The sequence below is a fragment of the Salsuginibacillus kocurii DSM 18087 genome (assembly GCF_000377705.1).
GTDB lineage: Bacteria > Bacillota > Bacilli > Bacillales > Marinococcaceae > Salsuginibacillus > Salsuginibacillus kocurii.
In genome coordinates this window covers 171699-198519 of sequence record NZ_KB898623.1, presented here as the reverse complement: position 1 = coordinate 198519, position 26821 = coordinate 171699, and the positions used below count along the sequence as shown (strand labels likewise).

The window sequence follows — 26821 nt, the reverse complement described above, 5'->3', positions numbered from 1 at the left end:
GGTGAGTAAATGGCAGGTAGTACGAAGAATAAAACGCTTCCAAAGCGTGAAGAAGTACCTGTTGAATTTACGTGGAATTTAGAGGATATTTTCCCAGTAGATGAAAATTGGGAGAAAGAGTTTCAAGAGGTGAAGAACCGTCTGCCCGATATTCAAGCATTTAAAGGCATTCTCGCTGAGAGTTCGGAAAACCTTTATAAAGCATTATCCCTCGAAGATGAGCTAAGTGAAAGGTTAGGGCGGTTAGCCACATATGCCCATATGCGGTCTGACCAGGATACAGGAAATTCTTACTATCAGGGGTTGGACGACCGAGCTCAAAATTTAGCAAGTCAAGCAGGTCAACAAACATCGTTTATTGTCCCTGAAATTTTGAGTATATCTGAACAAACGCTTCAATCTTTTATTAAAGAGCATGAGGGCTTGAAGTTGTATGAACATTTCTTAGAAAAAGTTAACAAACAACGTGATCACGTTCTCTCTGAAGCCGAAGAGTCTATTTTGGCCCAAAGCAGGGAAGTAGGAGCGGTGCCCGGTAATACGTTCGGCTTATTAAATAATGCTGATTTAACCTTTCCCTATATTACGGATGAGAATGGAGAAGAAGTCCAAGTGACACATGGACGTTTTCTTGGCTTTCTACGAAGTTCTGACCGGCGCGTGCGCAAAGAAGCTTTTGAAGCAATGTATGAAACATATGCCGCATATGAAAATACGTTTGCAGGTACATTAAGTGGTCAGGTAAAACGCAATTTATTTTATGCAAATGTTAGGAATTATGAGTCTGCCCGCCAGGCTGCTTTAAGTAAAAACCATATTCCTGAAACGGTTTATGACCAGTTAGTGGAAACAGTGAATGAAAACTTGCACTTGCTTCACCGCTACGTTGAACTACGGAAAAAAGTGTTAGGGGTAGAAGAGTTGCACAGCTATGATCTATACACCCCCCTTGTTCAAGATGTAGACATGGAAGTAAGCTATGAAGAAGCTCAAGAACTGGTGCTTAAAGGGGTGGAGCCTTTAGGAGAAACATATCGTGAACGCGTAAAAGAAGGGTTTAGAAACCGCTGGATTGATGTGTATGAAAATGTGGGGAAAAGGAGCGGAGCTTACTCATCTGGTGCTTATGGAACCATGCCTTATATTTTGATGAATTGGCAGGATGATCTCAATAACCTTTTTACCCTTGCCCATGAATTGGGTCATTCACTACACAGTTATTATACGAAAGAAAAGCAACCCTATCCTTATGCGAATTATACCATCTTTGTGGCTGAAGTAGCCTCCACCTTAAATGAGATGCTGTTAAATCAACATATGTTACAAAAGACGGATGACCGCAAAGAAAAAATGTATTTGTTAAATCATTTTTTAGAGGATTTTCGCGGCACTGTCTTTCGCCAGACAATGTTTGCTGAATTTGAACAGCTGATTCATAAAAAAGCTGGAGAAGGAGAACCATTAACTCCAGAACGGCTAAATGCCTGGTATTATGAACTGAACGAAAAATATTTCGGTGAAGGCCTGCATGTTAGTGATGAGATCGCAAGAGAGTGGGCTCGCATCCCCCATTTCTATATGAATTTCTATGTCTACCAATATGCGACAGGCTTTAGTGCTGCTACAGCTCTATCGAATCAAATTCTTGAAGAAGGAGAACCGGCCGTTAAGCGTTATTTAGATTTTATATCTTCTGGGAGCTCAGATTATTCGATTGAGCTGTTGAAAAAAGCCGGTGTTGATATGACTTCAAAAGAACCAATTCAAGAAGCGATGAATGTATTTGCGAAAACCTTAGATGAAATGGAAAACTTACTAAACGAGGAGAAATAAATAATAGAAAAGAGGGTCTCCCTGTTATTGGCGAGACCCTCTTTTAAAAATCAAAAACATATAGGGAAAATAAAGACGTTATACAAGCAAAAGGTACTTAATTTATGATCTGTTGTCCGATGGGAGGAATGAGCGGTACGTTAAAAACCTTTGAACCGTTTACTTTCGTTCCATTTGTAAACCGTCCATAAGATTGATAGAAATAAAGCGACTGAACCAATCCAAACAGGGATAAAGTACATTAATCCAAGGATGAATGCTATGAAACTGGCAAGGATAGCTGTTCCACCGATGAGTGCTATCATCCAACGAGGCATGCCGATTCCTCCTGACAGATGGTAGATGGTAGGACTAAATATGGCTCAAAGCCGGCTTTAGTCATTTAGTCAAGATAGCGCCAAAACGTCCCGTATTTCACGGGTACTTTTTCTACTTTCTGTTGAAGCTGCAGTTGTTTTAATTTGCACTCGGCTTCGTTAATGCTTAAATCGTAAACTTCAGCTACTTCGGTTGTGGCCACATATTTGTATTGTTTAAGAAAGTCAGGCAGGTCTACTTTATCTTCTGCATAGAGATGCTCGCCGACTAACTCAGACAAAATGTTTACATACACTGCATAATCATACAAACCGCACACTTTTAAACCAGCATCTTCAATACAATCATTAAAAAAAACAAACGTAGGTGCTTTTTCAACCTCCATCTCTCTTGTTGTCCTCATATCACATTGTAATGCTTTTATTGCCCCGTTAGAATGAAGATCTTTTTTAAATTCCTCTAGGTCCAGCCCTGCGTTTTCAGCACAAAGCAGAAGTTCCTGTTCTTTTTCAATGTTTCGTTTATTTAAAAACAGAGCTTCTCGCAGCTTTCTAAGAAAAATGGTGGCAAGTTGACGTCCTTGCATCTCCGCAGCTTTTATGGCCAGGGAAGGTACGCACGCAGATGATATAGGATCTTCAAGCCACAAATCTCCATCGCAGGACATCCCTGTTCTGCTACCAGTCTCTTCCCATTGAGAAGCCAGATCTTTTTGCTTTTGGGTGGTATACGATTCTGTTTGCTCACATATGTTCCATGTTTGTAAATGGCCAGCAACAAAAAAACGAATCGTTAAATAATGACCGTATTCCATTTTTAATTTTTTCAATTTAGGTTCAAAAGCCCAGCACTCAGGGCAGAGAGGGTCAGTGAATACATAAAGTTCCACTTTTTTGGCGTTAATTGGAAGCCCGTCGCACGTTCCGGTTTCGTTATCACAAAATAAATAGTGCTTATCTTCGCTCATGAACGATCACTCTCTTTATTCTCATCGTTTTGGGAGTTTACCATATGATGAGCAGTGAGCGTGAGGCGCTCCAGCATTGCTTCTTTCATTGCAGGAGGGATATCTATTTCATCCATTGCTTGGTCCATACACCAGAGCCAAGCTTCTGCTCGTTTAGGTGTGATCTCAAAAGGCATATGTCGAGCTCTAAGCATAGGGTGACCATGTTCCTCCGTATAGTAAGAAGGCCCACCAAAAAATTGAGTTAAAAACTGCTTTTGTTTACGAGCGGTTTCTGTTAAGTCGGCTGGAAAGATTGGGGCAAGATCTGGATGTTGTTGAACTCGTGCGTAAAATGCTTCAACGAGTTCATGAATGATCTCTTCTCCACCTACCTCTTCAAAAGGGAGGGATGGTCTACTCATAATTTGAACTCCTTACATGCATATAATTAATGAAGCTATTGACTATGATACATCATATGACATGCTTTACACTCCATGCAAGCATTTTGATTCCAGCAACATTAGATCACTTAAGCGATAAAGAATGAAGAAGATTGCTTTTCCGAGTAAATCCAGGTATAAAAAAAATCGATCGTTTTATGCAAACGATCGATACGTACCCATTACTGTAGGGACATAATGTTCAGTTTCTTGAAATGGTGGAATGCCACCGTGTTTGTCGACGTTGCCAGGACCAGCATTATAGGCAGCCAAGGCCAGCTCTGTATTACCGTTGTAACGGTCTAACATATCACGCAGGTATTTGGTTCCGCCTTCTATATTCTCTTTCGGATCGTAAGGGTCATTTACGCCTAGCCAAGTTGAGGTGCCGGGCATTAGCTGCATTAAGCCCATCGCGCCCGCATGGCTTTTTGCATCTGGATTAAAATTAGATTCTTGTTTCATTACCGCATAGATAAGGGAGGGATCGACATCATATTTTGCACCAGCTTCTTCTATTAACTCTTTATATGCCGCTGAATTTGGAAGGTCGTCAGCTTCAGAAGTACCAGCTGCCGGGACAGCTTCCATTTCTTGCGAAAACGCTGCCGTCTGAAAGGCTGGATCATGCAGCTCGGGATGTAGATATAAGGAGTCTTTCATCTTGGCTGTGCTAGTATCTTCGGCCATCCAGGTTGAAGATGGTCCTGCAAAAGCATGTTGCAAGTAAGCAGCAAATAAGGACGAAGCTTGATCATTCAAAGACGTAGACTGATTAGAGTTTGTCCCAGCAAGAGGGAGTTTTTGGCCAATAGGGGAAAAGAGAGATGAGCTCCAAAGGCTCTCGTTCATTCAAGTCACCTCAATAAAAGTAGTACTGTAACTATACCAAAAGGAAGAGAAACCGACAATTGCTAATAGTCACTAAGACGTAATTTCTTTCTTCCTTGTAAAGAAGCGCTTCACTTTGTTTGGCGTTTCACGGCTGGGGATTTCGTAACGTTCGAACAGATCGTTTAAGATCTGGTTGACGTGAGCGCGCGAAGTGCCTTCAAATTCAATTTCATAATCATCCGTTCCTAAGTACGTGCTATAATCTAAGGCGAAAAGGCCGTCAAAAGCAGCAACTTCTACACGTTTCGTTTCAAGTGTGCCTAGGTACAGGCAATTCTCAGGAGAGAGCTGCAGGTTATTGGATAGTTGCTCTGCTACTGTTCCCGCTGGTAATGGGCCCTTTGACAAGGCCTGAGCCATTTCTGTTTCTGAAAGAGATTGGTGTATTTCTAGCAGCCCTTCTGCATGAGGACGCTTTAGAGTTAAAGTGTGCGTACTATTTTTTTCTCGAATGCGGAGAGCGCACCCTTTCTCTTTTAATTGGAAATCAGCTGTGTCAAAATAGTGATTGCGCTGGGTAACGAAATCGTTCCATCCTTTATTAAAATAAGAGAGAAGCGATTCAAATTCAGCAGCTGTAACTAAATTTTTCCCTTCGATTTCAAGTTCTTCAGACATGTTATTACCTCCTTTTTTATAGGTGCTTTATTTCCTGGCTTCGTTAGTATTTAAGTCAGTGACTCTCATACCCTATATCGTTTCGTATAACTGACATTGGGGGGGAGATGCAGCTATTATCAAACGGAAGAATACTAACTGGAAGTTATTATGCCACATGTGATACTTCTTGAATAGAAGGGAAACATCGTGAACTATCGAATACTACTAGAGGTGATTTTGTTATGACAGTTATGCATGTTGAACACGCTGAAATAAATGAACAAGCGGTTCGCCTTTATTTAAAAGACAAAAGCAAGCAAGAGCTTAAAGAGATCACTCCTACTGAACGTCTCTTAACCGATTCTAATGACTTTGCTTTTGTCTATATTGTTGATCAAGGTGGTATGTTTACTCAAGTACGTTTTGCTGAACATACTTGGCCGGTGTTAAATGAAGCGAGAAAAGAACGGCTTCCTGTTGTATTAGCAGAAGCACCAGAGATTGAGTTAACAAGCTTTCATAGTGAACTCGACTTTTTATTAGAAAACATTCCCGGAAACAATAACTACGGGGAAGACTTTGAACACGTGGTGGCACAGGCATTTCCTGAATCACAGGCGAATTGAACGAGGTGGGATCATGAGTAATTGGGAAGTTTACCTTGCTCCCTATAAACAAGCGGTGGAAGAATTAAAGGTTAAAATGAAAGGTCTTCGCGAACAATATACAATGTCTTCTAAACATACACCGATTGAGTTTGTTACAGGGCGGGTTAAACCGATTGTAAGTATTATTGAAAAAGTAAATAGAAAACAAATAACAATGGACCAGCTCGAAGAAGAGATTACCGACATTTCCGGTATCCGGCTTGTATGCCAATTTGTTACCGATATAGATACAATAGTAGAAATGATTCATGACCGCACTGATTTTACAGTCATTGAAGAACGGGATTATATCAAAGAAAAAAAGGATAGCGGCTATCGTTCTTATCATATGGTTATTCAATATCCTGTTCATACGATTGAAGGGACGAAGTATGTATTTGTAGAGATACAGATTCGTACCCTTGCTATGAACTTTTGGGCTACTATTGAGCATTCACTTAATTATAAATATAGCGGTGAAATTCCTGAAGATATTCAACGTCGTCTGCAGCGCGCAGCTGAAGCAGCGTTTAATTTAGACGAAGAAATGTCTAAAATACAAGATGAAGTGCGTGAAGCCCAGCAAATTATTACGCGTAAACAGTTTGAAAATCGTTCAAATTCTTAAGCTATAATGGTAGGAGGGTAAGATGAACTACTTTGTGAGATCACGAGGAGATGAAACTTCAGACGCACTCTGTCAGCGAATTCGTAATTATTTAACCGAGTTTGGCCTGACAGAAAGTGAAGAAGAACCAGAGATTGTGATTAGTGTAGGCGGGGACGGCACATTATTGCATGCTTTTCACGGTTATTTGCATCGTTTAGAGGAAACCTCTTTTGTCGGTATACATACAGGCCACCTTGGCTTCTACGCTGATTGGAAACCTGAAGAAGTGGAGCGTTTGGTTATCCATATTGCGAAAACGCCTTTCCAAGTAGTGGAATATCCTCTGTTGGAAGTGGTCGTCCGCCATTTAGATGCAGAAGAGCCTGACCGGTATTTAGCCTTGAATGAATGTACTGTAAAAACAATGGAAGGCTCGCTCGTATCCAATATTGAAATTAAAGGCGAGATTTTTGAAACATTTCGAGGTGATGGCTTGTGTATTTCTACGCCATCTGGAAGCACGGCTTACAACAAGGCACTGGGAGGAGCAATATTACACCCGTCTCTTGAATCCATGCAGGTTGCAGAGATGGCTTCTATTAATAATCGGATCTATCGTACAATTGGGTCGCCGCTGGTGCTTCCTCAGCATCATACGTGTTTGCTCAAGCCTTTAAATAATGTGGAAATGCAGTTAACTGTCGATCATTATTCAATGGTGGACCGTAACATTCAATCGATTCAATGCCGCGTCGCCGAAGAAAAAATTCGATTTGCACGATTCAGGCCTTTTCCATTTTGGCAGCGTGTCAAAGAATCATTTATTGGAGATTAATTAATTACAAACTTGTTCTCTTTGCTCAAAACCTTGAAGAAAGAGTCAGGCAGCTACAGTGCGAAGCAAAACCATATGAGACAATGCGGCAAATCCGGCTGAAGAAAAAGTAAGAGCCACAAAAACTGCTTATCGTATAAGAATGGGTTTTTATTTATCTCTAATCTGTCTCAAGTGGTGAATGACGCTAACGCAACCTCGCTCTAAGCAGATATCACCCTTGTGCTTTTGTGAAAGCGTCGGCCTGGAGCGAAGAACTAAAGCCACCATTTGAATGTTTAAACTAATGTTTGATGAACCTGTGGCCTTTTGCAATGCTAGTAATACTATCGTTTAAAAAACTACCTTAACTATATGTCACCCTGGAGAACAGATATGTTGATTAAATGGTGTTGGATTGTAGAAGAAGAGATGGAAGGCGTTACACTTAAGACGTTTTTAAAACAGCATAAACGCTGTTCCAGTAGGCTGTTAACAGCTTTAAAACAAGCAGATGGCTTGTTGGTAAATGGAGAAAGAGGGTATCTCGGCAAAACGATAGCTCAAGGCGATGAAATTGCGATTTATTTGCCGAGAGAAATCCGTTCAGAATCGATAAGGCCAGTGCCGCTGCCATTAAATGTGTTATATGAGGATGATCATCTTCTCATACTTAACAAACCAAGTGGCCTTCCTACGATTCCATCAAGGAACCAGGCTGAACCTTCACTCGCCAGCGCAGTGTTTTATGAGTATATCTGGAAAAATTGGGAAGCATCCTTCCATCCCATCGGGCGCCTTGATAAAAATACGAGCGGACTCCAAATTGTAGCCAAACACCGCTACAGCCATTGTTTCTTGCAGGAAGCAAATAATTTGGATCTTAAGCTAAAAAAAACATATTTAGCGCTTTGTGAGGGAGAGTTTCCGGGAAATCGAGGCATCTTTACTGCTCCGATTGGACCAGCAGAACATAGTTTGATTGAACATTGTGTTCGAACAGATGGAAAAGAAGCTTTTACCCAGTATGAGTGTATAAGCAGAAGGAAAGAATGGAGCCTGGTATCTTTTCAGCTAGCAACCGGCCGAACCCATCAGATTCGAGTTCATATGGCGCATGCCGGTTATCCCTTGCTCGGAGATTCACTATATGGAGGAAATGATTATTTCATAAAACGGCATGCATTACACGCATGGCGCTTAGAGTTAACTCATCCTTTATCAGGAGAACGGTTGGAAATAGAAGCTCCGTTACCTGCCGATATGAATGTGTTATTGGGAGAAGGGGAAGTAGATCGAAACAGGAGGAGTGAGATGTAGACAGACTCACTCCTTTTTTAAAAGCGACTTTCTTAACTTTCTTCGTTAATGTTAGCCAAAGTGTAGGAAAACACTTCCTCATCATTTTCATTTAAGAGGACAGCTTCAACTTGGCCTTTAATTTGTTCAGTCGTTAAACCTGAATCTTCTGCTAAACCAAGCGTTTCATTAACAAAAAAGCGATCTCCTCCATCTAAGTCAAAGGTCATGGGTTCACCATCACCGCTCTCCGTTTCTAATAGTAAATAATCATCGCCGACAGCTTCGGCAAGGTCTTCATCATTAATTCGAAAAGCGGCATAATGATTTTCTGCCGGCAGGGAAGCTTGATTTGTAAAAACAACATGAAAAGCGAGCAGATTCTCATCTTCATGCCAATAAATTGTACTTTCATCTTCATCTACAGATAGCTCCGCCTCAGGTGTGCAGGCGATTAGGGTTGATAGCGTAACTAAAAACAGGACAGCTTTCATATCTTTTTACCTCCGGGGTTCGATTCGTTAGTAGTAGGGAGAGGATCTGAGTCTGCAAACTTACTAAATTTTTCAGGGAGATAGGGTTGCATTGACGGAATCGAGTGAATGTCCATTTCCGGATAGCGGAAGGCAGTAAGCGAACCTCCAAACACACAGCCAGTATCAATGTTGATAGTACGATTTTTCACGCGTGGCTGAAGCACAGGTGTATGTCCATATACCACCCAGGCCTCGCCATCATAAAGCCGGGCCCAGTCACGGCGTACGGGGGAGCCGTCCGGATGCTTTTCCCCAGTTACGTCACCATAGAGGACAAAGGTTTTCACCGCTTTATCTGTGCGTCCCTGGTATGTACGCCGCAAACCAGCGTGAGCAGCATAGACTTGTTTATCTGCAAGCGCTAAATAAAGAGGTGAATCTTTGTATAATCTGCGAAAGGACTGACTTACCTCGCGCTTATCTTGCTTAGACAGTTGTTCAAGTTCAGCCACGGTTGTTTCTAGGCCGTGTGTAATTTTGACGTTATTTCCAAGCAAGTAGCGGTACAATTTGTCACAATGATTACCCGGAACATATTTTGCTTTTCCCTTTAACACCATTTGGCTTACTAATTTCATAACGGAGATAGAATCGGGACCACGGTCAGTCAAGTCTCCAATGAAAACTGGAATTCTTCCTTCAGGATGGTGATATATTCCTTCAAACTTTTGATAGGAAAGAGTATGGAGTAATGCTTCAAGTTCCTCAAAACAACCATGTATATCACCGATGAAGTCGTATGTCATCACGGCTCACTCCTTCTATTCTTATTCTCAAAGCATATCAAAAATACAATAGCTGAACAAAATCAAAAGTACGAATAGGTTGGACGGGAGAACCATGCTATAATACAATTGGTACCAGGTCTTAATACAAAGACGAGAGCGAAGGGAGCAATTTAATATGAACTTATCATTAGAAGGACGAACATATGTAGTCATGGGAGTGGCTAATAAACGAAGCATAGCCTGGGGCATAGCACAAAGCCTTTCAAAGGCTGGAGCTCGGCTTGTATTTACATATGCTGGTGAGCGCCTGGAACGAAATGTAAGACAATTGGCAGAAACATTGGACCGTGATGATTCCGTGATTCTGCCTTGTGATATTACAGACGATAGCGAAATCGATCAAACCTTCAAGCAAATCAAAGAAGAAGTGGGCACAATTGACGGATTGGCTCATTGTATTGCTTTTGCAAAAGCAGAAGAGCTAGAAGGAGGCTATTTGAACACAACCCGGGAAGGATTTCACCTAGCTCATGACATTAGTGCTTATTCTTTAACAGGGGTAGCCAAAGCGATACAAGAACATGATGTCATGGCAAATGGCGGATCCATTATTACGATGACGTATTTAGGCGGAGAACGAGTTGTGAAAAATTACAACGTAATGGGAGTAGCCAAAGCTTCTCTAGATGCAAGTGTCCGCTATTTAGCCAATGATTTAGGAAAGGAAGGCATTCGCGTTAACGCTATTTCGGCCGGTCCTATTCGAACACTTGCAGCCAAGGGGATTGGCGGCTTCAATGATGTGTTGAAAAAAATGGAAGAAGAAGCCCCGCTTCGCCGCTCTGTAACACAAGAAGAAGTCGGTGACACTGCACTCTTTTTAATGAGCGACCTAGCCCGTGGTATTACAGGAGAACTCATCCACGTAGACGGAGGCTACAACATCACCGGCATGTAGAAAGAAAAGCGGAGGCGTCTTGTTCAGATGCGACAGGTTTTTCTGCGCCTGCGCAGCGGCGCTTTGCGACTCGGAGTCAGGAGAAGAAAAGCTCGAGCATCTAGACGCCGAAGCTGGACAAAGAAAAGCGGAAAGCGGCGGTTAGGGGCGTCAAGCAAAAGACGAGCACTGCCAAAGCCGCTTTTTGGCTTTGAAAGGGCGCGACTTTTGACCTCGAGCCCCTGCCGCTTGCAGCTGGACAGAAAAGCGGAGGGCGCCTGAACATTGGCGCAGGGCCCTTCTTCACCGCCGAGGAGGGTGCATGCGCCGCTCAGGTCCAGCCCACAAGCGATATGCTAAGGTGGCAGGGAGTAGATCAGGTTTTTCTATGGTACTCGTGACTTTGAAAGAAGTCTGGCCTTATTTAAACGATAGGGCACTAGTTTTTTAATCAGCTGAAAAATAATATCATAGCGAAATTGCTAACGGGGGGATAAGACTTTCTCTCCCTAAACTTGTGAAAGCCAACCGAAAAAACTCCGGTTGGCTTTTTTGCTTTTTATTCTTGCTGAATTCGTTAAAACAGATGCTGCCACAACCACGGCCAGAACCCTCCTGGTCCCGGTCCTGGTCCCGGTCCTGGACCCGGTCCTGGACCCGGACCAGGCCCTGGTCCAAATGGGGGCCTTGGCCGAGGGCCTGGTGTGGGGCCAAAGTATGGGCTGATTCCCACCATATCACTATAATGCACTTGCAAGTACTGGCCTCGCCGTCTACGTCTCGGGTAAATGATAAGTGAAACCATCCCTGTACGCCGATTATAATCTAATACATAAGCAATTACTTGACCATAGCCAGGAATATATGTGGTGATCCACTGATTGATATAACGGTTAATAACAACAGGTGGAACCAGTTGAGGGGTCACCTGCTGGCGTTCGAATTCTTCCTCTGGTGGATACATCTCACTACCTCCTTTTTTATGTGGCCATGTTTCATAGGCTAAAATCATGAGCACCAACATCGTGATTTTGTCTATCTGCTATAGCCTATGAAAAGAAGAAGAAGTGGTGAGATGATCTTTATCCCCATTTTATAAAAGGGCAGTTGCCTTACTCTGCCTGAGCTAAGCTCTCCGATTCGTAGGAAAAATAAGCCAAGTCATCCCCGTTAAAAATAAGAGAGTGCTGAAGGTGAGAAGCGGTGAAATATCGGCGGCCATGGCTCCTAACATCGGAGCCATTATTCCACTCATGATTCCACTGCTAAATCCCATTAACGCTCCTTGTTTATCAATCAAACTCCCAAAAAAAATGCCAGTAGCCAGTCCAATACATGTGGTTATGATAGTAATCATAATGAATGCTTCTGGATAAAGTGAGAGTAAAATTAATCCAGCTGAAAGGCTGAACAAACCGGTGGGAACCATAGCCACATTCATTCCTAAATGGTAATTAATAAACCGTTTCTCTTTAAAAAGAAATAACCAGGCTAGGAGAAGCATAAGCATATGACAAGAAAGCAAAAGCCAAAGCATGAATAAATCACCTCACCACAAAATATGCTTTGTCCATATGGGTATGAATAAAAAAGGAGCAGCAAAAAACGTTCTACCCCAACTCAGCAAAGAATATGAACTTGTCCTACTCAACTGCAAATCATTTCATGCAGATAATCATAAATAAACAAGCACGGCATAGGCATAGAAGTAGACTAAGGAGGAGGGATGGCTGTGCCTAAATCATCCAACCGGGAATCAAAAAAGCGCCCGTTTTTCTATATTGATCAACCACAGGAGCAAGCGATACCAACTTCAAAGGAGCGGCCTTTTGTTTACAAAAAAAGCAATACCAATACTAGTGAGCGTGCAGATAAAACAGAACAAAAAAAACCTACTAAAAATGAAGGAAATACAACTCACAAAGAAGAAATAGATGAAGAAGAGGGGACCTTATTAGACGACAAAGCTGAAGATGATAGAAATAACGGAGTAAGCGATAAACTAGAAGGAGACTCAAAAAAAAGAAGGCCTCCCGAGACTCTGGTCAAGGAAGGCGATGAGGAAGAAGATTCTCTTCCAAAACAGAGAAAACGAAAGCCATACGCTGAACAAAATGTTCAAGAACGCGTGGATTTTATATCTAGGTTAATGCGACGTGCTGCTCCTGTTTGTCGTTGTCGTTCAAATGGGGAAGACTATTACGGTTTGCTAGGCGACGTTTATGAAAATGAGTTTACTCTCCATTTGTTTATGGCTCCGCATATGAAAACATTTCGTTATGAAGATGTGGAAGAAATTGATATTGAAAGGTTCAGTTAAATAGCTTAGCTATTGTTAGCCGACCAGCTCTGGGTCCAAGCACTGGATGGCACAGAAGCAAGAAAGATCCACTTCTACACAGAACTCTGTTCTTTCAAGCGAAGTAACAGCAAGAATGGAGTCTGGGTCCACACAGCATTTGTCCTTAAATGCAATAGCCGGATCAGGTCTTAGTAAAGACAAGGTTGCACAGCAATCGTCTTCGTCCACATGTTCTACACGGAAGAAGATTGTGTTAAATGGGATGTCAGTTTTTGCTGTTAGGCCCCCTGTTGCCCAGAATGGCTTACCATCTTTTCCTTTTAACATAAAAGGGGTAGTATCTAAAGGTCTGCCATTAGGCTTTAATAAGTTTTGAAAGCAGCTGTTGACACACTCGCCTTTCTTTTGAACAGCTTTTTGTGCTTCATGAATTGCTAGAACGGCGTCACAAACGCAGTTACCGCTTTTGAAATCTTTGCCACAGCTCACACAAATTCACTCCTTTTTTGGTTATTCGCTACATTCTATGTAGGTGAACGTCAATGCGTGTTCAAAGAAATACCCATTCTTGGGGAGTCAATCTTTCATGATTGATTTTATTGAAAAAAGGGTAGTTGTTCATAAAAGAATTTATAAAAAAGGAGAGTGAACGAATGGGCTATGTACCACCTACGCAAAATGAAACGGCGGTAAAGTATGGGCAAAGAGCTGAAAAAGAAAGGCCTCTGGTTCAACCCGTTCCTCCAGCTGAAAATGTCAGTTTTATGAATTTCATCCTTAGAAATGAGCGGGATGACGGTCGGTTCGAAGAGCACTGGCAAAAATTAAACAAGCGGCGTGAAATCGAGCAGGAAATCACAAATAAAGGAAGAGAAATTGATGCAGGGGTTTAGAGTCTAATGTCGAACGTACTACGGTGCGTTCTTTTTTATTGAGAGTATATATATTCACCTGAAAACTCCAAAATTGGATGGGAGTCTATTTTACCTCACTGATGTTCTACTTGTTTATTAGGCATTTGTAAGGGAGAGTTTTGAAAGCAGAAGGTGCGATGCTCCTGCAAAAAGTGAACAGCTTGAAGCGAAAAGCAAGATTAACGTTTAACATGACCAGTTATATAAGATGAATTGGAGAAATGTAGGGAAGGAGCAGGAGCAGGATGATTCGACTTACGCCCAGCTGTTATTACATAGCAGGAAACGTCAATATTGGATATATTACAGACGGTGAGACAGGATTGCTTATTGATGCAGGATTGGAAAAAAGACAGGCCAAACAAGCAGTTAAAGCGGTCACAGAGGGGGGGTATCCGCTCACGCATCTATTAATTACTCATGCCCATGCCGACCATTTTGGGGGGGCTGATTGGCTCGCTAAGCAGCATCAGCTTATTGTGTTAGCTCCTCCGTTAGAACAAGCAGTATTATCGTTTCCAAAGCTTGAACCGTTGTATTTGTTTCAAGGTAATGAGCCACCTGCTGAGTTGCGGACAAAATTTTTAGAAGGCCCTGCCATTAAGGTAGAGGAAACTGTAGAAGAAGGGAGGTGCTTTATTGGTACACTGGCGGTTGAGATTTTATCATTAAAGGGACACAGCCATGAACAGGTCGGGGTCATGTGTGATGGCATTCTATATGCTGCCGATAGTTATTTTGGCGAAGAATATCTTCAAAAACATGCCATTCCATTTATTGTCGATTATGAGGAAACAATTCGGTCAATCGAGCAAGTCCAAGCTGCTGTATCTAACGGAGTCGGAGTATTACCAGGACATGGAGACTTTGAAGCAGATGGCACAACAACCTTGGAGATGAATTTAAAGCGACATCAAGCTATTTATCAGTCAATCGCAGATCTCATTCAACAGCAGTCTCCATTGCCTTTAACCGACGTGATTGCTACAACGTGCTCAGCATATAATGTAACAATCGACAACCTTCCTAAGTGGGCCTTATATCGGACAGCAGTCACGGCATATGTAACAGCCTTGGTCCGCCGTAAGGAAGCAGAGTGGGTATTTATCGAGCAAAAGTTATGTGTTCAATCAGCACAGGGTACAGAAAACAGCTGTAAGGGTTGAACTAAATGATTAAGCGACCAGGACAATAAGTTAAGCTTGATCGTTTGAGGGAAGGAGTCAAATCTCAGCAAAAAGGAAGGGTTATATGAAGAAAGCTGTCCTTTCTCGGACAGCTCCTCATTCTTTACAATTGTTTTTCCATTGTGACATGGGGGATGCCGGCGTCTAAAAACTGACCCGAAGTCACTTCATAATTAATGGATTGATAAAACGGTTTTGCTTGAACTTGGGCGTTTAAAACGATTTTTTCTGCACCTTCATCTTTTGCTCGTTGTTCGAGCCACTCCATAAGCTGACGCCCAACTCCTTTTTTGCGGTAAGAGGGAAGAACACACATTCGTTCGGCTTTGCCCTTTTTATCTATGAGGCGAAGCCTGCCTGCACCAACAGGCGTCTTTTCATCATATGCTGTAAAGTGAACAGCTTCTTCTTCAAGGTCGTCGATTTCTTCTTCTTCTGGAACTTGTTGTTCTTCAACAAAAACGGTAAAGCGTACGTGGTACGCATCCTTTCGCATTTGCTCTGTTTGGCATTCTGTAACGGTTATCACGATTGATTTCGTTCCTTTCCGAGTAAGCGGAATGTTTCGTATACCGCCCATGAGTCATTATCTAATTGGTATAAAAGGTGAATACGGTCAATATATTCACAATGATCGATATTTTTCAGTTGCAAGCGGCCCACCACATCAAAATGTTCATCGTTGCTAAGGTCTTGACCGACCGTCAGGTGTGGAATGAACTTCCGAGGAGAACCACCTTTGTCACCAAGCCATCCCTCGTTTAAGCGTTGATATAAACCGGCCAGTGTTTTGTCAGGTGCAATCTTGAAAAAGATTTTGTTTTCTTTTGGATGGAAGGTATCAACTTTATATACATGCATCGGAAATGGAGGGGTTTCGTTTGCGATATGTTCTATTTCCGACATGGCATCTGGCACTTCCTCGCTCGTTAACGGAATAATGCTTTTTAACGTAACATGAGGCACAATATGCAGATAATGTGAATCATATCGTTTACGGTAAGCATTTGCTTGGTCCTGCAATGATTTTGAAGGAAAAATAGCGATGCCATACGAAAGCATAAAAACCCTCCCTTTCCGTATTTAACCCCCGGGTATAGATATCATTATTGTATACCCGTATATCTGCTTACTGAAACATGTACCACAATGCATGTTTTAAGTCTGGTTCCCAGCTGACCCAGGTATGGTCTCCTTCTAATTCTTTGTATGTGTAGTTTTCAACCTGGGTTTGCAGGATTTGATTTAATTCACGATTTGGTGATAGAAAATCAAGTATTCGTTGGTCAGTTGTGTGAACCCGAGTTTCTTGAAGTCCGATCGAGTGATAAAGGTCAGCAGAGGATAATTTTTCAGCATGTTTGACAGCCTCAAGAAAAGAAGCGTTCACATAAGGAGATTGCAAAATAGCTCTGGCAAAACAGCTGGGATAACGAATACATGCATTCAAGGCAGTTGTAGCGCCAAGGGAATCTCCTATTAATGTTCTGCCGAAGGGCAGCTCATAGGTGTGGAAGCGTTCCTCTAGTATAGGAAGTAACTCGCGTACCAAAAAATGTAAGTAGGAAGAGTGCTGGTTGGAATCAGGGTGAAGCCAAGCTCTACGCACATTAACGCTCGGATAGACAATACCGGCTACGATCGTTTCTTCGCCATTTTCCTCAAGGATAAACTCTTCCATTTTACGACCGATTTTACCCAGATGAAAGTAATCCTGCCCATCTTGTGTGATTGCTAGGTGGTACGTATACAAATCGTTGTAATTAGGAGGAATATAGAGCTTTACTTGAACCCTTTCCTGTAAGTATTCACTGTCTATATGAATAACTTTCATTTCTCCTTCCATATCTAGCCCCCTTTTTTAGATGCAGTCTTATGTTTAGCTCAATTATCATGAGGTATTGTACCATATGGCTACTAACAAAACGAGAAGCAAGAGTATGCTAGAATAGAAGTTAGAAGGAGGTTGATTCACATGAAAGACCCAGTACCATGCAATTTAGTTGAAAAAGCGGCAAGAGAGGCTTTAGAAAACCGTGGTGTTTATGTAAAAGATATCGCTCAAATTGTTTATGATATGCAAGCCAAATATTCAGATAATTTAACAATGGAAGATTGCATTGAAAGTGCAGATGCAGTGCTCTGTAAACGAGAAATTCAACATGCTATCCTGGTAGGGATTGAACTTGACCAGCTGGCAGAAAAAAATATGCTATCTGAGCCCTTGCAGTCATTGGTGGATACAGACGAAGGATTGTTCGGCGTTGATGAAACCATTGCCCTAGGCTCAGTGTTTGGATTTGGGAGTATTGCTGTGACAACATTTGGCTATTTAGATAAAGAAAAAGTGGGCATTATTAAAGAACTCGATACGCAAAAAGAGAAAGTTCATACGTTTCTGGATGATCTTGTCTGCAGTATTGCAGCTAGCGCCTCTGCCCGTCTCGCTCACCGCATGAGAGACCGAGAGGAAAACCGGAAGAACGATGAAATAAAAAAGCGTGAAGATGAAGAGCTCATCGGATAGTGTTTGTTCCCCCTTTCTGTTTATGTAAAGGGTAGTAACAGTAGAGATCAGTTTAGCTGATTACGTATAAACTGGTCTCTATTAGACAAAATGATAAACGAAAGCTTATAACTGGAAAGAAACAAACACGTTCGGTACAATGAATAAAAATTACAAGTGAAGGAGCATCGATAGGATATGGAAGCCGTGACGACGCCAAGGTGGATTTATTGGAAGCAGACCTTTCGTTCAAAATTTCAGGCAGGATGTATAAAAGCTAAGCTTGAAGACAATTGGGAAAATGGATATGAAGTAGGGCCAAGTGTAGAGATAAAAAAACTTCGGTCAAACAAGTATGTGGTTCGTTATACATACGATGAGTAAGCGTTAAGACCCTATAGGTCAAGAGAGGGGACAAGGGTGGAAGGCTGATCGTACGTATTATACGAGAAAAATGGAAGCAGAGAACAGGCTCGCAGCTGATACATGTTTCTGAAGGAATTTTCTTACCAAAGGAAATACAGTTGAGATAAGGCCTGGAATCTGGGGGTCTTACTTTTATTAGTAGTCAATCTATCAAGGAGAGGGGCTCTGCATGCCGGTGAAGCAACAAAACTAAGTGGTGCCCCTTCTTTGGATGCTGACGTAGTAAATTGAGATAAGTCGATACATAAGTTTTTTGAAAACTTCCGGTATTCCGTTATTAATTAGAGGAGGAGAAAGACACTTATTTTACACCGTAAGAATGTCTAAATAGTTGATGGAAACGGTATAAGCGCAACTAAGGCTCAGTCTGTACCGTAGCTTGGCTTTGCCAAGTTTTCTTTAAAGTGAGAAGCTGTTTTATCTTACCGTCCATTGGGTCAAGGCAACGGTGGAATAAGAAAAGCCGTCCCGGGAAAGAGGGACGGCTTTTCTTATTAACTCGTTGGTCCAACCATTTTGGAAGGATCCACAATCTCATGAAATTCTTCTTCTGTTAATTGGCCGCTGTCTAGAGCAGCTTCTTTTAAGGTCTTTCCTTCAGCATGGGCTTTTTTAGCAATGGCTGCTGCATTTTCATAGCCAATATGTGGGTTGAGGGCTGTGACAAGCATCAGGGAGTTACGAACATGTTCTTCTATTTTATCATTATTAGGTTCAAGCCCTACTGCACATTTGTCATTGAAGGCAGTCATTGAATCAGCGAGCAATTCACAGGATTGCAAGAAATTATAAATGATAACGGGCTTAAAGACATTCAATTCAAAATTTCCCTGGCTTGCGGCAAAGCCAATCGTAGCATCATTACCCATCACTTGGCTTGTAACCATTGTGAGTGCTTCCGATTGTGTTGGGTTGACTTTTCCTGGCATGATTGAGCTCCCTGGTTCATTTGCTGGAATCGTTAATTCTCCAATTCCACTGCGTGGGCCGCTGGATAACCAACGTACATCATTTGCAATTTTCATTAAATCTGCAGCTAAGCCTTTAATCGCTCCATGTACATGAACAGTATCGTCATGACTTGTAAGAGCGTGGAACTTATTTGGAGCAGAGCGGAACGTTTTTCCTGTTACTGTTGAAATATGCTTAGCAACCAAATCTCCGAAGTCAGGATGAGCATTGATGCCTGTCCCTACCGCTGTACCACCGATTGCTAAATCACGGAGGTGTTCAACGCTTTCTTTAATCATTTGTTCGCTTTTTTCCAGCATGCGGTGCCAGCCGCTGATTTCTTGGCCAAGCGTAAGAGGGGTTGCATCTTGAAGGTGGGTCCGGCCAATTTTAATAATGTCATTAAAAGCTTTGCTTTTTTCAGCTAAGGTGCTTTTTAAGTTAGTAAGTGCAGGCAAAAGGTCATCTTCAACTTTTGTTACTGCAGCAACATGCATGGCCGTTGGAAAGGTATCATTGGAACTTTGCGAACGGTTGACATCATCATTTGGATGGATGAATTCATCATCTTCACCTTTTAACAATTCAGTTCCACGACGGGCAAGCACTTCATTCATATTCATATTAGACTGTGTTCCACTTCCAGTTTGCCACACAACGAGTGGGAAATGATCATCCAAATCTCCATTAATTACTTCATCTGCCGCTTGAGAGATTGCTTCAGCTTTGTTTTTTTCTAGGTTACCTAGTTCAAGGTTACTTAAGGCAGCTGCTTTTTTTAAAACTGCAAAGCCGCGCACAACGTCTATTGGCATGGTTTCGCTGCCGATTGGAAAGTTCTGAAGACTTCTTTGTGTTTGAGCACCCCAGTGTTTTTCAGCTGGTACTTGCATTTCGCCTAGTGTGTCTTTTTCTGTTCGATAACTCACGTTACAACTATCCCCTCTCGTCAGAAAATTTCAGTAAGTACACTTTAATTATAAACGGAAGCTGGCAAATGGCAAAACCTTTAAAAAGATTTGTAGATATACAGGGGAAAAAGGATTTTATTTTGCAAATAAAGGCACAAATTATACAATAAGAAAGAGAAGGAAGATAGGGCAAGGAATAAACACATAAATTTGAAGGGGGTATTTTTCATGAAACCAAAAGTGGTAGTAACTAGAAAATTACCAACTGAAATATATGACCAACTTAGTAAGCGCTGCCAAGTGTATATGTGGGAGGAAGAAGAAAAGCCTATCCCCCGTTCCGAGTTAGAAGCACAAATAAAAGATGCAGCAGCGTTATTTTGTATGATTACTGAAACTGTTGATGCTGAATTACTAGACCAAGCTCAAAACTTAAAAGTAATAGCCAATATGGCAGTGGGATATAACAACATAGATATATCGACTTGTGAAGCACGTGGCATCCGGGTAACTAATACACCAGGCGTCTTAACTGACACTACGGCTGATTTGGCTTTTGCATTACTAATGGCTACAGCAAGAAGGATACCTGAAGGGATGGATACCATCCGTAGAGATGAATGGAATAACTGGTCCCCGTTTTTCTTGACTGGACAAGATATTTCTCACGCTACGCTTGGCATCATTGGCATGGGACGAATCGGTTCTGCTCTTGCGAAACGGGCCAAGGGATTTGAAATGGAAGTCGTATATAATAATCGCAGCAGAAATTATGAAGCAGAACGAATAAGCGGAGCGGTGTTTGCCTCTTTTGACGAGCTTCTGGAGAAGTCTGATTATGTCTGCTTACTCACCCCATATACAAAGGAAACCCATCACTTAATTGGAAAAGACGAACTTCAAAAAATGAAAAAGACAGCCATATTAATTAATGTGTCACGCGGGGGTACTGTTGATGAAGAAGCACTATATGCAGCTTTAAAAAGCAATGACATTTACGCAGCAGGATTAGATGTGTTTGAAGGGGAACCGATTGCCAGTACCCACCCATTACTCACTTTGTCAAATGTTGTAGCTACTCCGCATATTGGTAGCGCGAGTGTAAATACACGTATGGAGATGGCTCGCATGACAGCACGTCACATTCTGCAAGTATTAAATGGGGAGGATCCTGATCATTTAGTGGTTTAAGCACAGAGGGACTTACAGCGCAAGGTTATGGCTTCACCCCTTTAACTTCAGTGTTTCTGATCGCTTTTTAAAAAATGTTCATGTTACAGTAGATAAGAAGAAACACTATGGAGAGCAGGGGGAGCTTATGACAAAAAAGTGGTTTATTCCACTCTTATACATTATTATTGGTTATTTTATTTATCAGTACGGAGAAGGCGTAGCCCAATGGATTCAAAGTGATGGCCATGAATATGTATCGCTAACTATGATTGCGGCTACGATGTTTTCTTTATTTCCTATTATTCCGTATCCAATAATCGGGGGGATCACCGGCGCTTCTTACGGGCCTGTCTTAGGGTCTTTTGTTGTGTGGTTCGGTTCTGCTGCCGCATCTATTCTTATGTTTTTATTTGTACGTTACGGGTATCATGACTGGGGCGTCAAGATGATTACCCGGTATAAAGCGCTTCATAGAATTACCGTTCTTTTTGAAAAAAACGCATTTTTCACTTTGTTGATTACCCGCTTAATACCAGTTATCCCAAGCATTATTATAAATTGTTACGCCGCAATTAGCCGTGTCAGGTTTTGGCCTTATGCTATTGCATCGTCTGCTGGCAAAGTGCCATCTATGATTCTCTTTGCAACGATCGGCACGCTTGTCACTACAGATCCTGGTCAATTACTTTACGTGATCTTAGTGTATGGCTTGTTTTTGGCTATCTTTTTTGTACTTTATCGAACGTTCAAGCGTCGGGCCGAACGTACGCTCCATCATAAGCAAGCTTCATATCCAAATTAAAAAGTGGGGTTGTTCCATAAGTCTGTTCTCGGAAAACAGCGCAGCTGAAATATGCTTGCTTTGCGCAGAAAGCCCGCCCTGCTTAGTCTTCAGTTGTTGCTTTTCCCACTGAAGGAGCCCATACGGAGACGTAACATATCACAAAAGGAGAGGAAGTCCTATGGAGAATGGTTCTCTTAAGGTTTTAGGAATTGCCGGTAGTTTACGAAAAGACTCCTTTAACAAAAAAGTCTTAGCCGAATTAAAGTCTCATGCTCCAACTGGGGTTCAAGTAACTACCTTTTCATTAGATGCTGTGCCTTTATTTAACGCAGATGATGAAGAAGGGGGCGATCCTGACGAAGTAGCGTACTTTAAAAAACTTATCGATGAACATGATGCGCTTTACATTGTGACTCCGGAATACAGCCACGGGATGCCTGGGGTGTTAAAAAATGCGCTTGATTGGGCAGGTAGTGTAACGAATACGAATGTGTTGGCTAAAAAACCAGCAGCAGTAGCTGGAGCTTCACCAGCTCCTTTAGGCACTGCATTAGCTCAAGTTCAAGTGAAGCAGACCCTGGCAGCGACAGGTGCTTACGTAGTAGAGCAACCGGAAGTGTTCATTGGTAAGGTTCAAAATCAAATAAATGAAAACGGGGAATTTGCTTCAGAAGAAATGATTAATCTCTTAAGAAGAAGTTTACAGGCCCTGCATCATCGCTACCTCCAAATGCAGAAGAGTTAAAGGGCGAAGGAGAATGAGTTCGATAATAACTATAAAGCGGGAAGGGCATTAAAGCTCTTCCCGTTTTATTAATGGTAAAACGCGTTATACATTTGACTGCTCACGTTCTCGCTGTCGTAATTCCACTCTGCGAATCTTTCCAGAGTTGGTTTTTGGCAATTCATGGACGAACTCTATTTTTCGTGGGTATTTGTAGGGAGCGGTCCATTTCTTCGTATGTTCTTGAAGTATGTGAATTAATTCTTCTTCATTGACTTTATTGTTCCTTTTTTTTAATACAACGTATGCTTTTACGATGTTCCCCCTTACTTCATCAGGAGCTCCGACGACTGCACATTCCTGCACAGCATCATGTTTGGTTAACGCATCTTCGACTTCAAATGGTCCGATCGTATAGCCAGAGCTGATGATGATGTCATCGCTGCGTCCTTCAAACCAAAAATAGCCATCCTCATCTTTACTGGCCAGGTCTCCGGTTAGATACCAATCTCCTCGATAAGTTGCTTTCGTTTTTTCAGGCTCTTTGTAATAATGTTGGAAAAGGGCAGGAGCGTCCTTATGAACAGCAATGTCGCCCACTTCATTTACGTTTACAACTTCGCCATTTTCATCAATGATTTCCACATCATTTCCTGGGGTCGGTTTTCCCATTGAACCGGGTTTTACGGTCATATCTAGTTGGGTGCCAACAAGCAGTGTGTTTTCAGTTTGTCCATACCCGTCCCGCACGTCAAGGTTAAATGCCGTCTTAAACGCTTCGATGACAGGGCGGTTGAGCGGTTCCCCTGCTGAGACGGTACTGCGCAAGTGCTCAAGCTTATATGATGAGAGCTGGTCTACTTTAGCCATCAATCGATATTCAGTCGGGGTACAACAAAGCACATTTATTTGTTCATCTTGTAACAACTTTAGATACGTATGGGCATTAAAAGGTCCGTGATACACAAATGCAGTCGCTCCCAGCATAATAGTAGACAGGAAAGGGCTCCAAATCCATTTCTGCCAGCCAGGTGCTGCAGTTGCCCAAACCACATCTTTGGACCGCACGTCCAGCCATCCTTTTGCCGCGGTTCTTAAATGAGCGTAGCCCCAGCCGTGTGAATGAACGACACCTTTAGGATTGCCCGTTGTACCTGAGGTGTAAGATAAAAAAGCGATATCCTCACGATGGGTGGAGACTGTTTCAAATGTTGTTTCCTCTGCCTGTGCAAGCGTCTCTAATCGGGCCCAATTATGTCGGTCTTGACCTACGATAAAATAATATTCAATGCTTCCGTCTTCCATTTGATTGATTTCATTGATAGCACTGTGGTAAGCAATAATCGCTTTTGCCTCTGAATGGTGCATGCGATAATCTAAATCTTTTGCCCGCAGCATTTCAGAACACGGCACAGCCACAAGACCCGCTTTTAAACAAGCTAAATAGACGATATAAGCTTCGGGTAAGCGGGGAAGGATAATTAATACTCGCTCTCCCTTATTTAAACCAGCTCGAGTAAGGACATTGGCGTAGCGATTCATTTCTTCAGTCAATTGTGAGTAGGATAAACTGCGGCGCTTACTATGTTCATTCAGCCACCGGATAGCTGTCTGCTCCCCCTCAATAGATAACGATTCCATTTCAGAGGTTACATTATAAATTTCAGGTGCAATTAAATCATTTCGGTTCAAAAGATGCCCTCCTTTATCTGAAAAATCATACAATTACCATTATACACGAGAGGAAGGTAGCAATAAAAGGAAATATTGGTGAGAGAAGTGGGTGTAAAAGCATTCTTCCCATAAAAAAGAGAGGCTGTCCTTAAGTTAGTTATTGAAGGAAGTTGTAACTAAGCTTTTGGGACAGCCCTAATACATTTTATCTTCTTCTGGCAAAATCAACAAAACGAAATCGATCTGTCCGGTGTCTTGATTCAGTATATTGAAATAAAGTGGCATTTTCTAAATATACATAGTTTTTAACGAGGACAATCGACGCGAATTGCTCTAAGTCCAAATGTACTCGGTCTTCTTCTGTAGCTTCTTCTACCGTAATTTCCTTTTTGGCAAAGCTAATACAATAATCAAGCTCTTCTTCCATGTATTCATAAAGTGATCCTGCCGCAATGTCGCTCGTAAGGTCAGGGAGGACTCGTTGCAGCAGAATATCTTTATCAAGTATTATACGTTCACCATCCACTTCGCGGACACGGTTCAAGCGCCAGATTGGTTCAGCTTCAGCGACCTCTAACTGATTTGCAGCATGGGAGTCACATTTATCTTCATAAAAAGCAGTTACTTCAGTTACTACGTTTTCACCGAGTTTAGGGGAGAGTTCTTGAAAGCTGACGAGACCGGAAACCGGGAAATTGAACTTCTCAACATCAAGCACAATTGAACCTCTGCCTTGCTGCTTTTGAATAAAGCCGTGTTCTGATAATTGGTTCAGCGCTTTTCTAATCGTCTCGCGCGACGTTTGGTAAAGGGTGCTTAATTCATGTTCAGACGGCAGTAATTCTCCAGCAGTATAGGAGCCATCTCGTATCTCAGATCGAATCTTGTCATAGATCTCTAAATATTTTTTTTTCATCGGCTATCACCTAACGCATCATATCATGCTTAAGTTATATGATAAATAATAGATTCATACGGACGCAACGTAAGTGGAGAAGAGAGGTCAGTAGTTGAATCTTTATAATTGGATAATAAGACAGCCACGTGTTTGTTCGGCGCATGTTGGTACTCTTCCGGAAGCTCGAAAGTAGTTTCAGCTCCATAAAAGTTGCTGACAACAAGCAGCTGTTCTTGTTCAAAGGTGCGAATATAACTAAAAACATTTCGGTCTTCTGGAAACAGGAGTTCATAGTCTCCATAAGTGATAATATCATATTCTTTTCGCAGCTCAATCAGTTTGCGGTAGTGATGGAAGATCGATTCTTCATCCGCCACAGCTTCAGCTGCATTGATTTCTTTATAATTTGATGCCACATCAATCCAGGGGGTGCCTGTGGAAAATCCGGCTTGTTCTGTCTCGTCCCATTGCACGGGGGTCCGGGAATTATCACGAGACTTCGCTTGGATGATTTCCATAATCTCATCATGTGGTTTGCCTTCTTTTTTCATGAGTTCATAGTAGTTGAGCGTCTCCACATCGCGGTATTGATCAAGGGCTTCAAACTTAGGGTCTGTCATTCCAAACTCTTCACCTTGATAAATGTAAGGTGTGCCCTGCATCATATGGATGGTGGTAGCAAGCATTTTAGCCGATTCCTTATGGTAAGCAGCGTCATTACCATACCGAGTGACTACCCGTGGTTGGTCATGATTGCACCAGAACAAAGCGTTCCAGCCTCCACCAGCATGCATTTCTTTTTGCCATGTCGATAAAATGTCTTTTAAGGCTATAAAATCAAAGTCGGCAATGGCCCATTTCTCACCATTTGGGTAATCGACTTTTAAATGGTGAAAGTTAAACGTCATGCTTAATTCATTTCGGTCTGGACGCGTATACTTAATGCAATGGTCGATAGTAGTGGAAGACATTTCACCGACGGTTAAGACATCATATTTAGAAAAGACTTCTTTATTCATCTCTTGCATAAATTCATGCGCTCTAGGTCCATCTGTGTAGAATTTGCGGCCGTCCCCCGGCGGCTGGATGCCATCATCATTAGGGAAAGACTGATCTTTTGAGATCAAATTAATGACGTCGAGACGAAACCCATCCACCCCTTTGTTAAACCAGTAATGCATCATTTCATATACAGCTTCGCGAACCTCTTCATTTTCCCAATTTAAATCAGCTTGCGTAACATCAAACAAATGAAGGTAGTATTGATTCGTTTTCTCATCAAATTCCCAGGCGCTTCCTCCAAATTTTGACTGCCAATTGTTTGGTACATCTCCATCCACCTCATCTTTCCAAATGTAAAAGTCACGGTATGGTTGATCTTTTCCTTGCTGTGAAGCTTTAAACCATGGATGTTCTGTTGATGTGTGGTTCACGACAATATCCATAATTACACGGATGCCGCGTTTATGTGCTTCATCTAATAGGCGTTCGAAGTCAGCCATCGTCCCATATTCTTCATGAATGGAGTAATAATCAGCAATATCATAGCCATTATCGCGCTGAGGCGAGGTATAAATCGGAGTCAACCAGATGACATCAACTCCCAGTGTCTTTAAATAATCAAGCTTTTCAATAATTCCATTAATGTCGCCTACCCCATTCCCCGTCGTGTCATTAAAACTCTTCGGGTATATTTGATAGACGACGGATTTTCTCCACCATTCATTCATATCGTTTCACCACCATAAGAAATATAGTTGCAA

General features: G+C 42.0%; 31 protein-coding genes. 14 read left to right on the top strand and 17 right to left on the bottom strand.

All coding sequences use genetic code 11. From position 1 onward, the window contains the following. Positions 1 to 9: 9 nt before the first annotated feature. Complete coding sequence (gene pepF / locus D469_RS0101040) at positions 10 to 1833, top strand: oligoendopeptidase F (RefSeq protein WP_018921495.1); 1824 nt, start codon at positions 10 to 12, stop codon at positions 1831 to 1833. A 140-nt stretch (positions 1834 to 1973) separates the two neighbouring features. On the opposite strand, the gene D469_RS21900 is transcribed toward pepF, so the two are convergent. The 5 genes from D469_RS21900 to D469_RS0101015 all read right to left on the bottom strand — a co-directional run bounded on the left by D469_RS21900 (position 1974) and on the right by D469_RS0101015 (position 5055). Further along, positions 1974 to 2150, bottom strand: a complete 177-nt coding sequence (locus D469_RS21900) for a hypothetical protein (protein ID WP_018921494.1) — start codon at positions 2148 to 2150, stop codon at positions 1974 to 1976. Positions 2151 to 2215: 65 nt separating this feature from the next. Then, the gene (locus tag D469_RS0101030; RefSeq protein ID WP_018921493.1) at positions 2216 to 3118 is read right to left on the bottom strand and encodes a ClpXP adapter SpxH family protein; all 903 of its coding nucleotides are present in this window, start codon (positions 3116 to 3118) and stop codon (positions 2216 to 2218) included. Next, positions 3115 to 3525 carry a globin domain-containing protein gene (locus tag D469_RS0101025; RefSeq protein WP_156816873.1) on the bottom strand — a complete coding sequence of 137 codons (411 nt, stop codon included), beginning with the start codon at positions 3523 to 3525 and terminating at the stop codon, positions 3115 to 3117. Before D469_RS0101025 ends, D469_RS0101030 begins: the two co-directional genes overlap by 4 nt. 174 nt (positions 3526 to 3699) lie before the next feature. Beyond that, a complete protein-coding gene (locus D469_RS22645; protein WP_018921491.1) occupies positions 3700 to 4395 on the bottom strand; it encodes a lytic transglycosylase domain-containing protein in 696 nt (231 codons plus the stop codon). 72 nt (positions 4396 to 4467) lie between these two features. Further along, on the bottom strand, positions 4468 to 5055 hold the full coding sequence (locus D469_RS0101015) for a CYTH domain-containing protein (protein ID WP_018921490.1): 588 nt from the start codon (positions 5053 to 5055) through the stop codon (positions 4468 to 4470). A 224-nt stretch (positions 5056 to 5279) separates the two neighbouring features. Between D469_RS0101015 and D469_RS19345 the strand changes: the two genes are divergently transcribed. From D469_RS19345 to D469_RS0100995, 4 genes are all read left to right on the top strand, one after another. Then, positions 5280 to 5663, top strand: coding sequence for a UPF0738 family protein (locus D469_RS19345; protein ID WP_018921489.1), 384 nt, complete (start codon positions 5280 to 5282; stop codon positions 5661 to 5663). A gap of 13 nt (positions 5664 to 5676) precedes the next feature. Further along, complete coding sequence (gene yjbM / locus D469_RS0101005; protein WP_018921488.1) at positions 5677 to 6312, top strand: GTP diphosphokinase; 636 nt, start codon at positions 5677 to 5679, stop codon at positions 6310 to 6312. Positions 6313 to 6334: 22 nt separating this feature from the next. Continuing rightward, a complete protein-coding gene (locus D469_RS0101000; RefSeq protein WP_018921487.1) occupies positions 6335 to 7129 on the top strand; it encodes an NAD kinase in 795 nt (264 codons plus the stop codon). Between the two features lie 375 nt (positions 7130 to 7504). After that, on the top strand, positions 7505 to 8428 hold the full coding sequence (locus tag D469_RS0100995; protein ID WP_018921486.1) for an RluA family pseudouridine synthase: 924 nt from the start codon (positions 7505 to 7507) through the stop codon (positions 8426 to 8428). 32 nt (positions 8429 to 8460) lie between these two features. Here D469_RS0100995 and D469_RS0100990 read toward each other — a convergent pair whose 3' ends face one another. Together D469_RS0100990 and prpE are read right to left on the bottom strand one after the other, a co-directional pair. Beyond that, positions 8461 to 8901, bottom strand: coding sequence for a hypothetical protein (locus D469_RS0100990; protein WP_018921485.1), 441 nt, complete (start codon positions 8899 to 8901; stop codon positions 8461 to 8463). After that, the gene (gene prpE / locus D469_RS0100985; protein ID WP_018921484.1) at positions 8898 to 9689 is read right to left on the bottom strand and encodes a bis(5'-nucleosyl)-tetraphosphatase PrpE; all 792 of its coding nucleotides are present in this window, start codon (positions 9687 to 9689) and stop codon (positions 8898 to 8900) included. The genes D469_RS0100990 and prpE overlap by 4 nt, the downstream gene beginning before the upstream one ends. Before the next feature lie 157 nt (positions 9690 to 9846). On the opposite strand from prpE, the gene fabI reads away from it, so the two are divergent. After that, entirely contained in the window at positions 9847 to 10629 is a 783-nt protein-coding gene (gene fabI / locus D469_RS0100980) for an enoyl-ACP reductase FabI (protein ID WP_018921483.1), read from the top strand. A 556-nt stretch (positions 10630 to 11185) separates the two neighbouring features. Here fabI and D469_RS0100975 read toward each other — a convergent pair. After that, the gene (locus D469_RS0100975; protein WP_026286045.1) at positions 11186 to 11572 is read right to left on the bottom strand and encodes a hypothetical protein; all 387 of its coding nucleotides are present in this window, start codon (positions 11570 to 11572) and stop codon (positions 11186 to 11188) included. A gap of 162 nt (positions 11573 to 11734) precedes the next feature. Continuing rightward, the gene (locus D469_RS19340) at positions 11735 to 12145 is read right to left on the bottom strand and encodes a hypothetical protein (RefSeq protein WP_018921482.1); all 411 of its coding nucleotides are present in this window, start codon (positions 12143 to 12145) and stop codon (positions 11735 to 11737) included. Positions 12146 to 12340: 195 nt separating this feature from the next. On the opposite strand from D469_RS19340, the gene D469_RS0100965 reads away from it, so the two are divergent. Beyond that, positions 12341 to 12928, top strand: coding sequence for a CotO family spore coat protein (locus D469_RS0100965; RefSeq protein ID WP_169577104.1), 588 nt, complete (start codon positions 12341 to 12343; stop codon positions 12926 to 12928). A 15-nt stretch (positions 12929 to 12943) separates the two neighbouring features. Here D469_RS0100965 and D469_RS0100960 read toward each other — a convergent pair whose 3' ends face one another. Next, positions 12944 to 13399, bottom strand: coding sequence for a CotY/CotZ family spore coat protein (locus D469_RS0100960; protein ID WP_018921480.1), 456 nt, complete (start codon positions 13397 to 13399; stop codon positions 12944 to 12946). A gap of 164 nt (positions 13400 to 13563) precedes the next feature. Here D469_RS0100960 and D469_RS0100955 point away from each other — a divergent pair, with 164 nt between their 5' ends. Further along, positions 13564 to 13803: a hypothetical protein gene (locus tag D469_RS0100955; protein WP_018921479.1), complete on the top strand. Its 240-nt coding sequence runs from the start codon at positions 13564 to 13566 to the stop codon at positions 13801 to 13803. Between the two features lie 266 nt (positions 13804 to 14069). Then, entirely contained in the window at positions 14070 to 14990 is a 921-nt protein-coding gene (locus D469_RS19335) for an MBL fold metallo-hydrolase (RefSeq protein ID WP_018921478.1), read from the top strand. 124 nt (positions 14991 to 15114) lie between these two features. On the opposite strand, the gene D469_RS0100945 is transcribed toward D469_RS19335, so the two are convergent. The 3 genes from D469_RS0100945 to D469_RS0100935 form a co-directional block, all read right to left on the bottom strand. After that, positions 15115 to 15543, bottom strand: coding sequence for a GNAT family N-acetyltransferase (locus D469_RS0100945; protein WP_420834845.1), 429 nt, complete (start codon positions 15541 to 15543; stop codon positions 15115 to 15117). Then, the gene (locus tag D469_RS0100940) at positions 15537 to 16073 is read right to left on the bottom strand and encodes a 2'-5' RNA ligase family protein (protein WP_018921476.1); all 537 of its coding nucleotides are present in this window, start codon (positions 16071 to 16073) and stop codon (positions 15537 to 15539) included. The genes D469_RS0100945 and D469_RS0100940 overlap by 7 nt, the downstream gene beginning before the upstream one ends. A 67-nt stretch (positions 16074 to 16140) precedes the next feature. After that, positions 16141 to 16857, bottom strand: a complete 717-nt coding sequence (locus tag D469_RS0100935; RefSeq protein ID WP_018921475.1) for an alpha/beta hydrolase — start codon at positions 16855 to 16857, stop codon at positions 16141 to 16143. 129 nt (positions 16858 to 16986) lie between these two features. Here D469_RS0100935 and D469_RS0100930 point away from each other — a divergent pair, with 129 nt between their 5' ends. Further along, positions 16987 to 17538 carry a phosphatidylglycerophosphatase A family protein gene (locus D469_RS0100930; RefSeq protein WP_018921474.1) on the top strand — a complete coding sequence of 184 codons (552 nt, stop codon included), beginning with the start codon at positions 16987 to 16989 and terminating at the stop codon, positions 17536 to 17538. Positions 17539 to 17715: 177 nt separating this feature from the next. Continuing rightward, the gene (locus D469_RS0100925) at positions 17716 to 17901 is read left to right on the top strand and encodes a hypothetical protein (protein ID WP_018921473.1); all 186 of its coding nucleotides are present in this window, start codon (positions 17716 to 17718) and stop codon (positions 17899 to 17901) included. A gap of 536 nt (positions 17902 to 18437) precedes the next feature. Here the strand turns inward: D469_RS0100925 and fumC are convergent. Continuing rightward, positions 18438 to 19823, bottom strand: coding sequence for a class II fumarate hydratase (fumC, locus tag D469_RS0100920; RefSeq protein WP_018921472.1), 1386 nt, complete (start codon positions 19821 to 19823; stop codon positions 18438 to 18440). Between the two features lie 210 nt (positions 19824 to 20033). Between fumC and D469_RS0100910 the strand changes: the two genes are divergently transcribed. The 3 genes from D469_RS0100910 to D469_RS19330 all read left to right on the top strand — a co-directional run bounded on the left by D469_RS0100910 (position 20034) and on the right by D469_RS19330 (position 22507). Next, entirely contained in the window at positions 20034 to 20996 is a 963-nt protein-coding gene (locus tag D469_RS0100910) for a 2-hydroxyacid dehydrogenase (RefSeq protein WP_018921471.1), read from the top strand. A gap of 127 nt (positions 20997 to 21123) precedes the next feature. After that, positions 21124 to 21780 carry a TVP38/TMEM64 family protein gene (locus D469_RS0100905; RefSeq protein WP_018921470.1) on the top strand — a complete coding sequence of 219 codons (657 nt, stop codon included), beginning with the start codon at positions 21124 to 21126 and terminating at the stop codon, positions 21778 to 21780. A gap of 160 nt (positions 21781 to 21940) precedes the next feature. Continuing rightward, the gene (locus D469_RS19330) at positions 21941 to 22507 is read left to right on the top strand and encodes an NADPH-dependent FMN reductase (RefSeq protein ID WP_018921469.1); all 567 of its coding nucleotides are present in this window, start codon (positions 21941 to 21943) and stop codon (positions 22505 to 22507) included. An 84-nt stretch (positions 22508 to 22591) separates the two neighbouring features. On the opposite strand, the gene mbcS is transcribed toward D469_RS19330, so the two are convergent. From mbcS to treC, 3 genes are all read right to left on the bottom strand, one after another. Then, positions 22592 to 24178, bottom strand: a complete 1587-nt coding sequence (gene mbcS / locus D469_RS0100895) for an acyl-CoA synthetase MbcS (RefSeq protein ID WP_018921468.1) — start codon at positions 24176 to 24178, stop codon at positions 22592 to 22594. Positions 24179 to 24365: 187 nt separating this feature from the next. After that, positions 24366 to 25076 (bottom strand): trehalose operon repressor, encoded by a 711-nt coding sequence (gene treR / locus D469_RS0100890; protein WP_018921467.1) that lies wholly within the window; start codon positions 25074 to 25076, stop codon positions 24366 to 24368. 29 nt (positions 25077 to 25105) lie between these two features. Further along, a complete protein-coding gene (gene treC, locus D469_RS0100885; protein ID WP_018921466.1) occupies positions 25106 to 26788 on the bottom strand; it encodes an alpha,alpha-phosphotrehalase in 1683 nt (560 codons plus the stop codon). Positions 26789 to 26821: the final 33 nt, after the last annotated feature.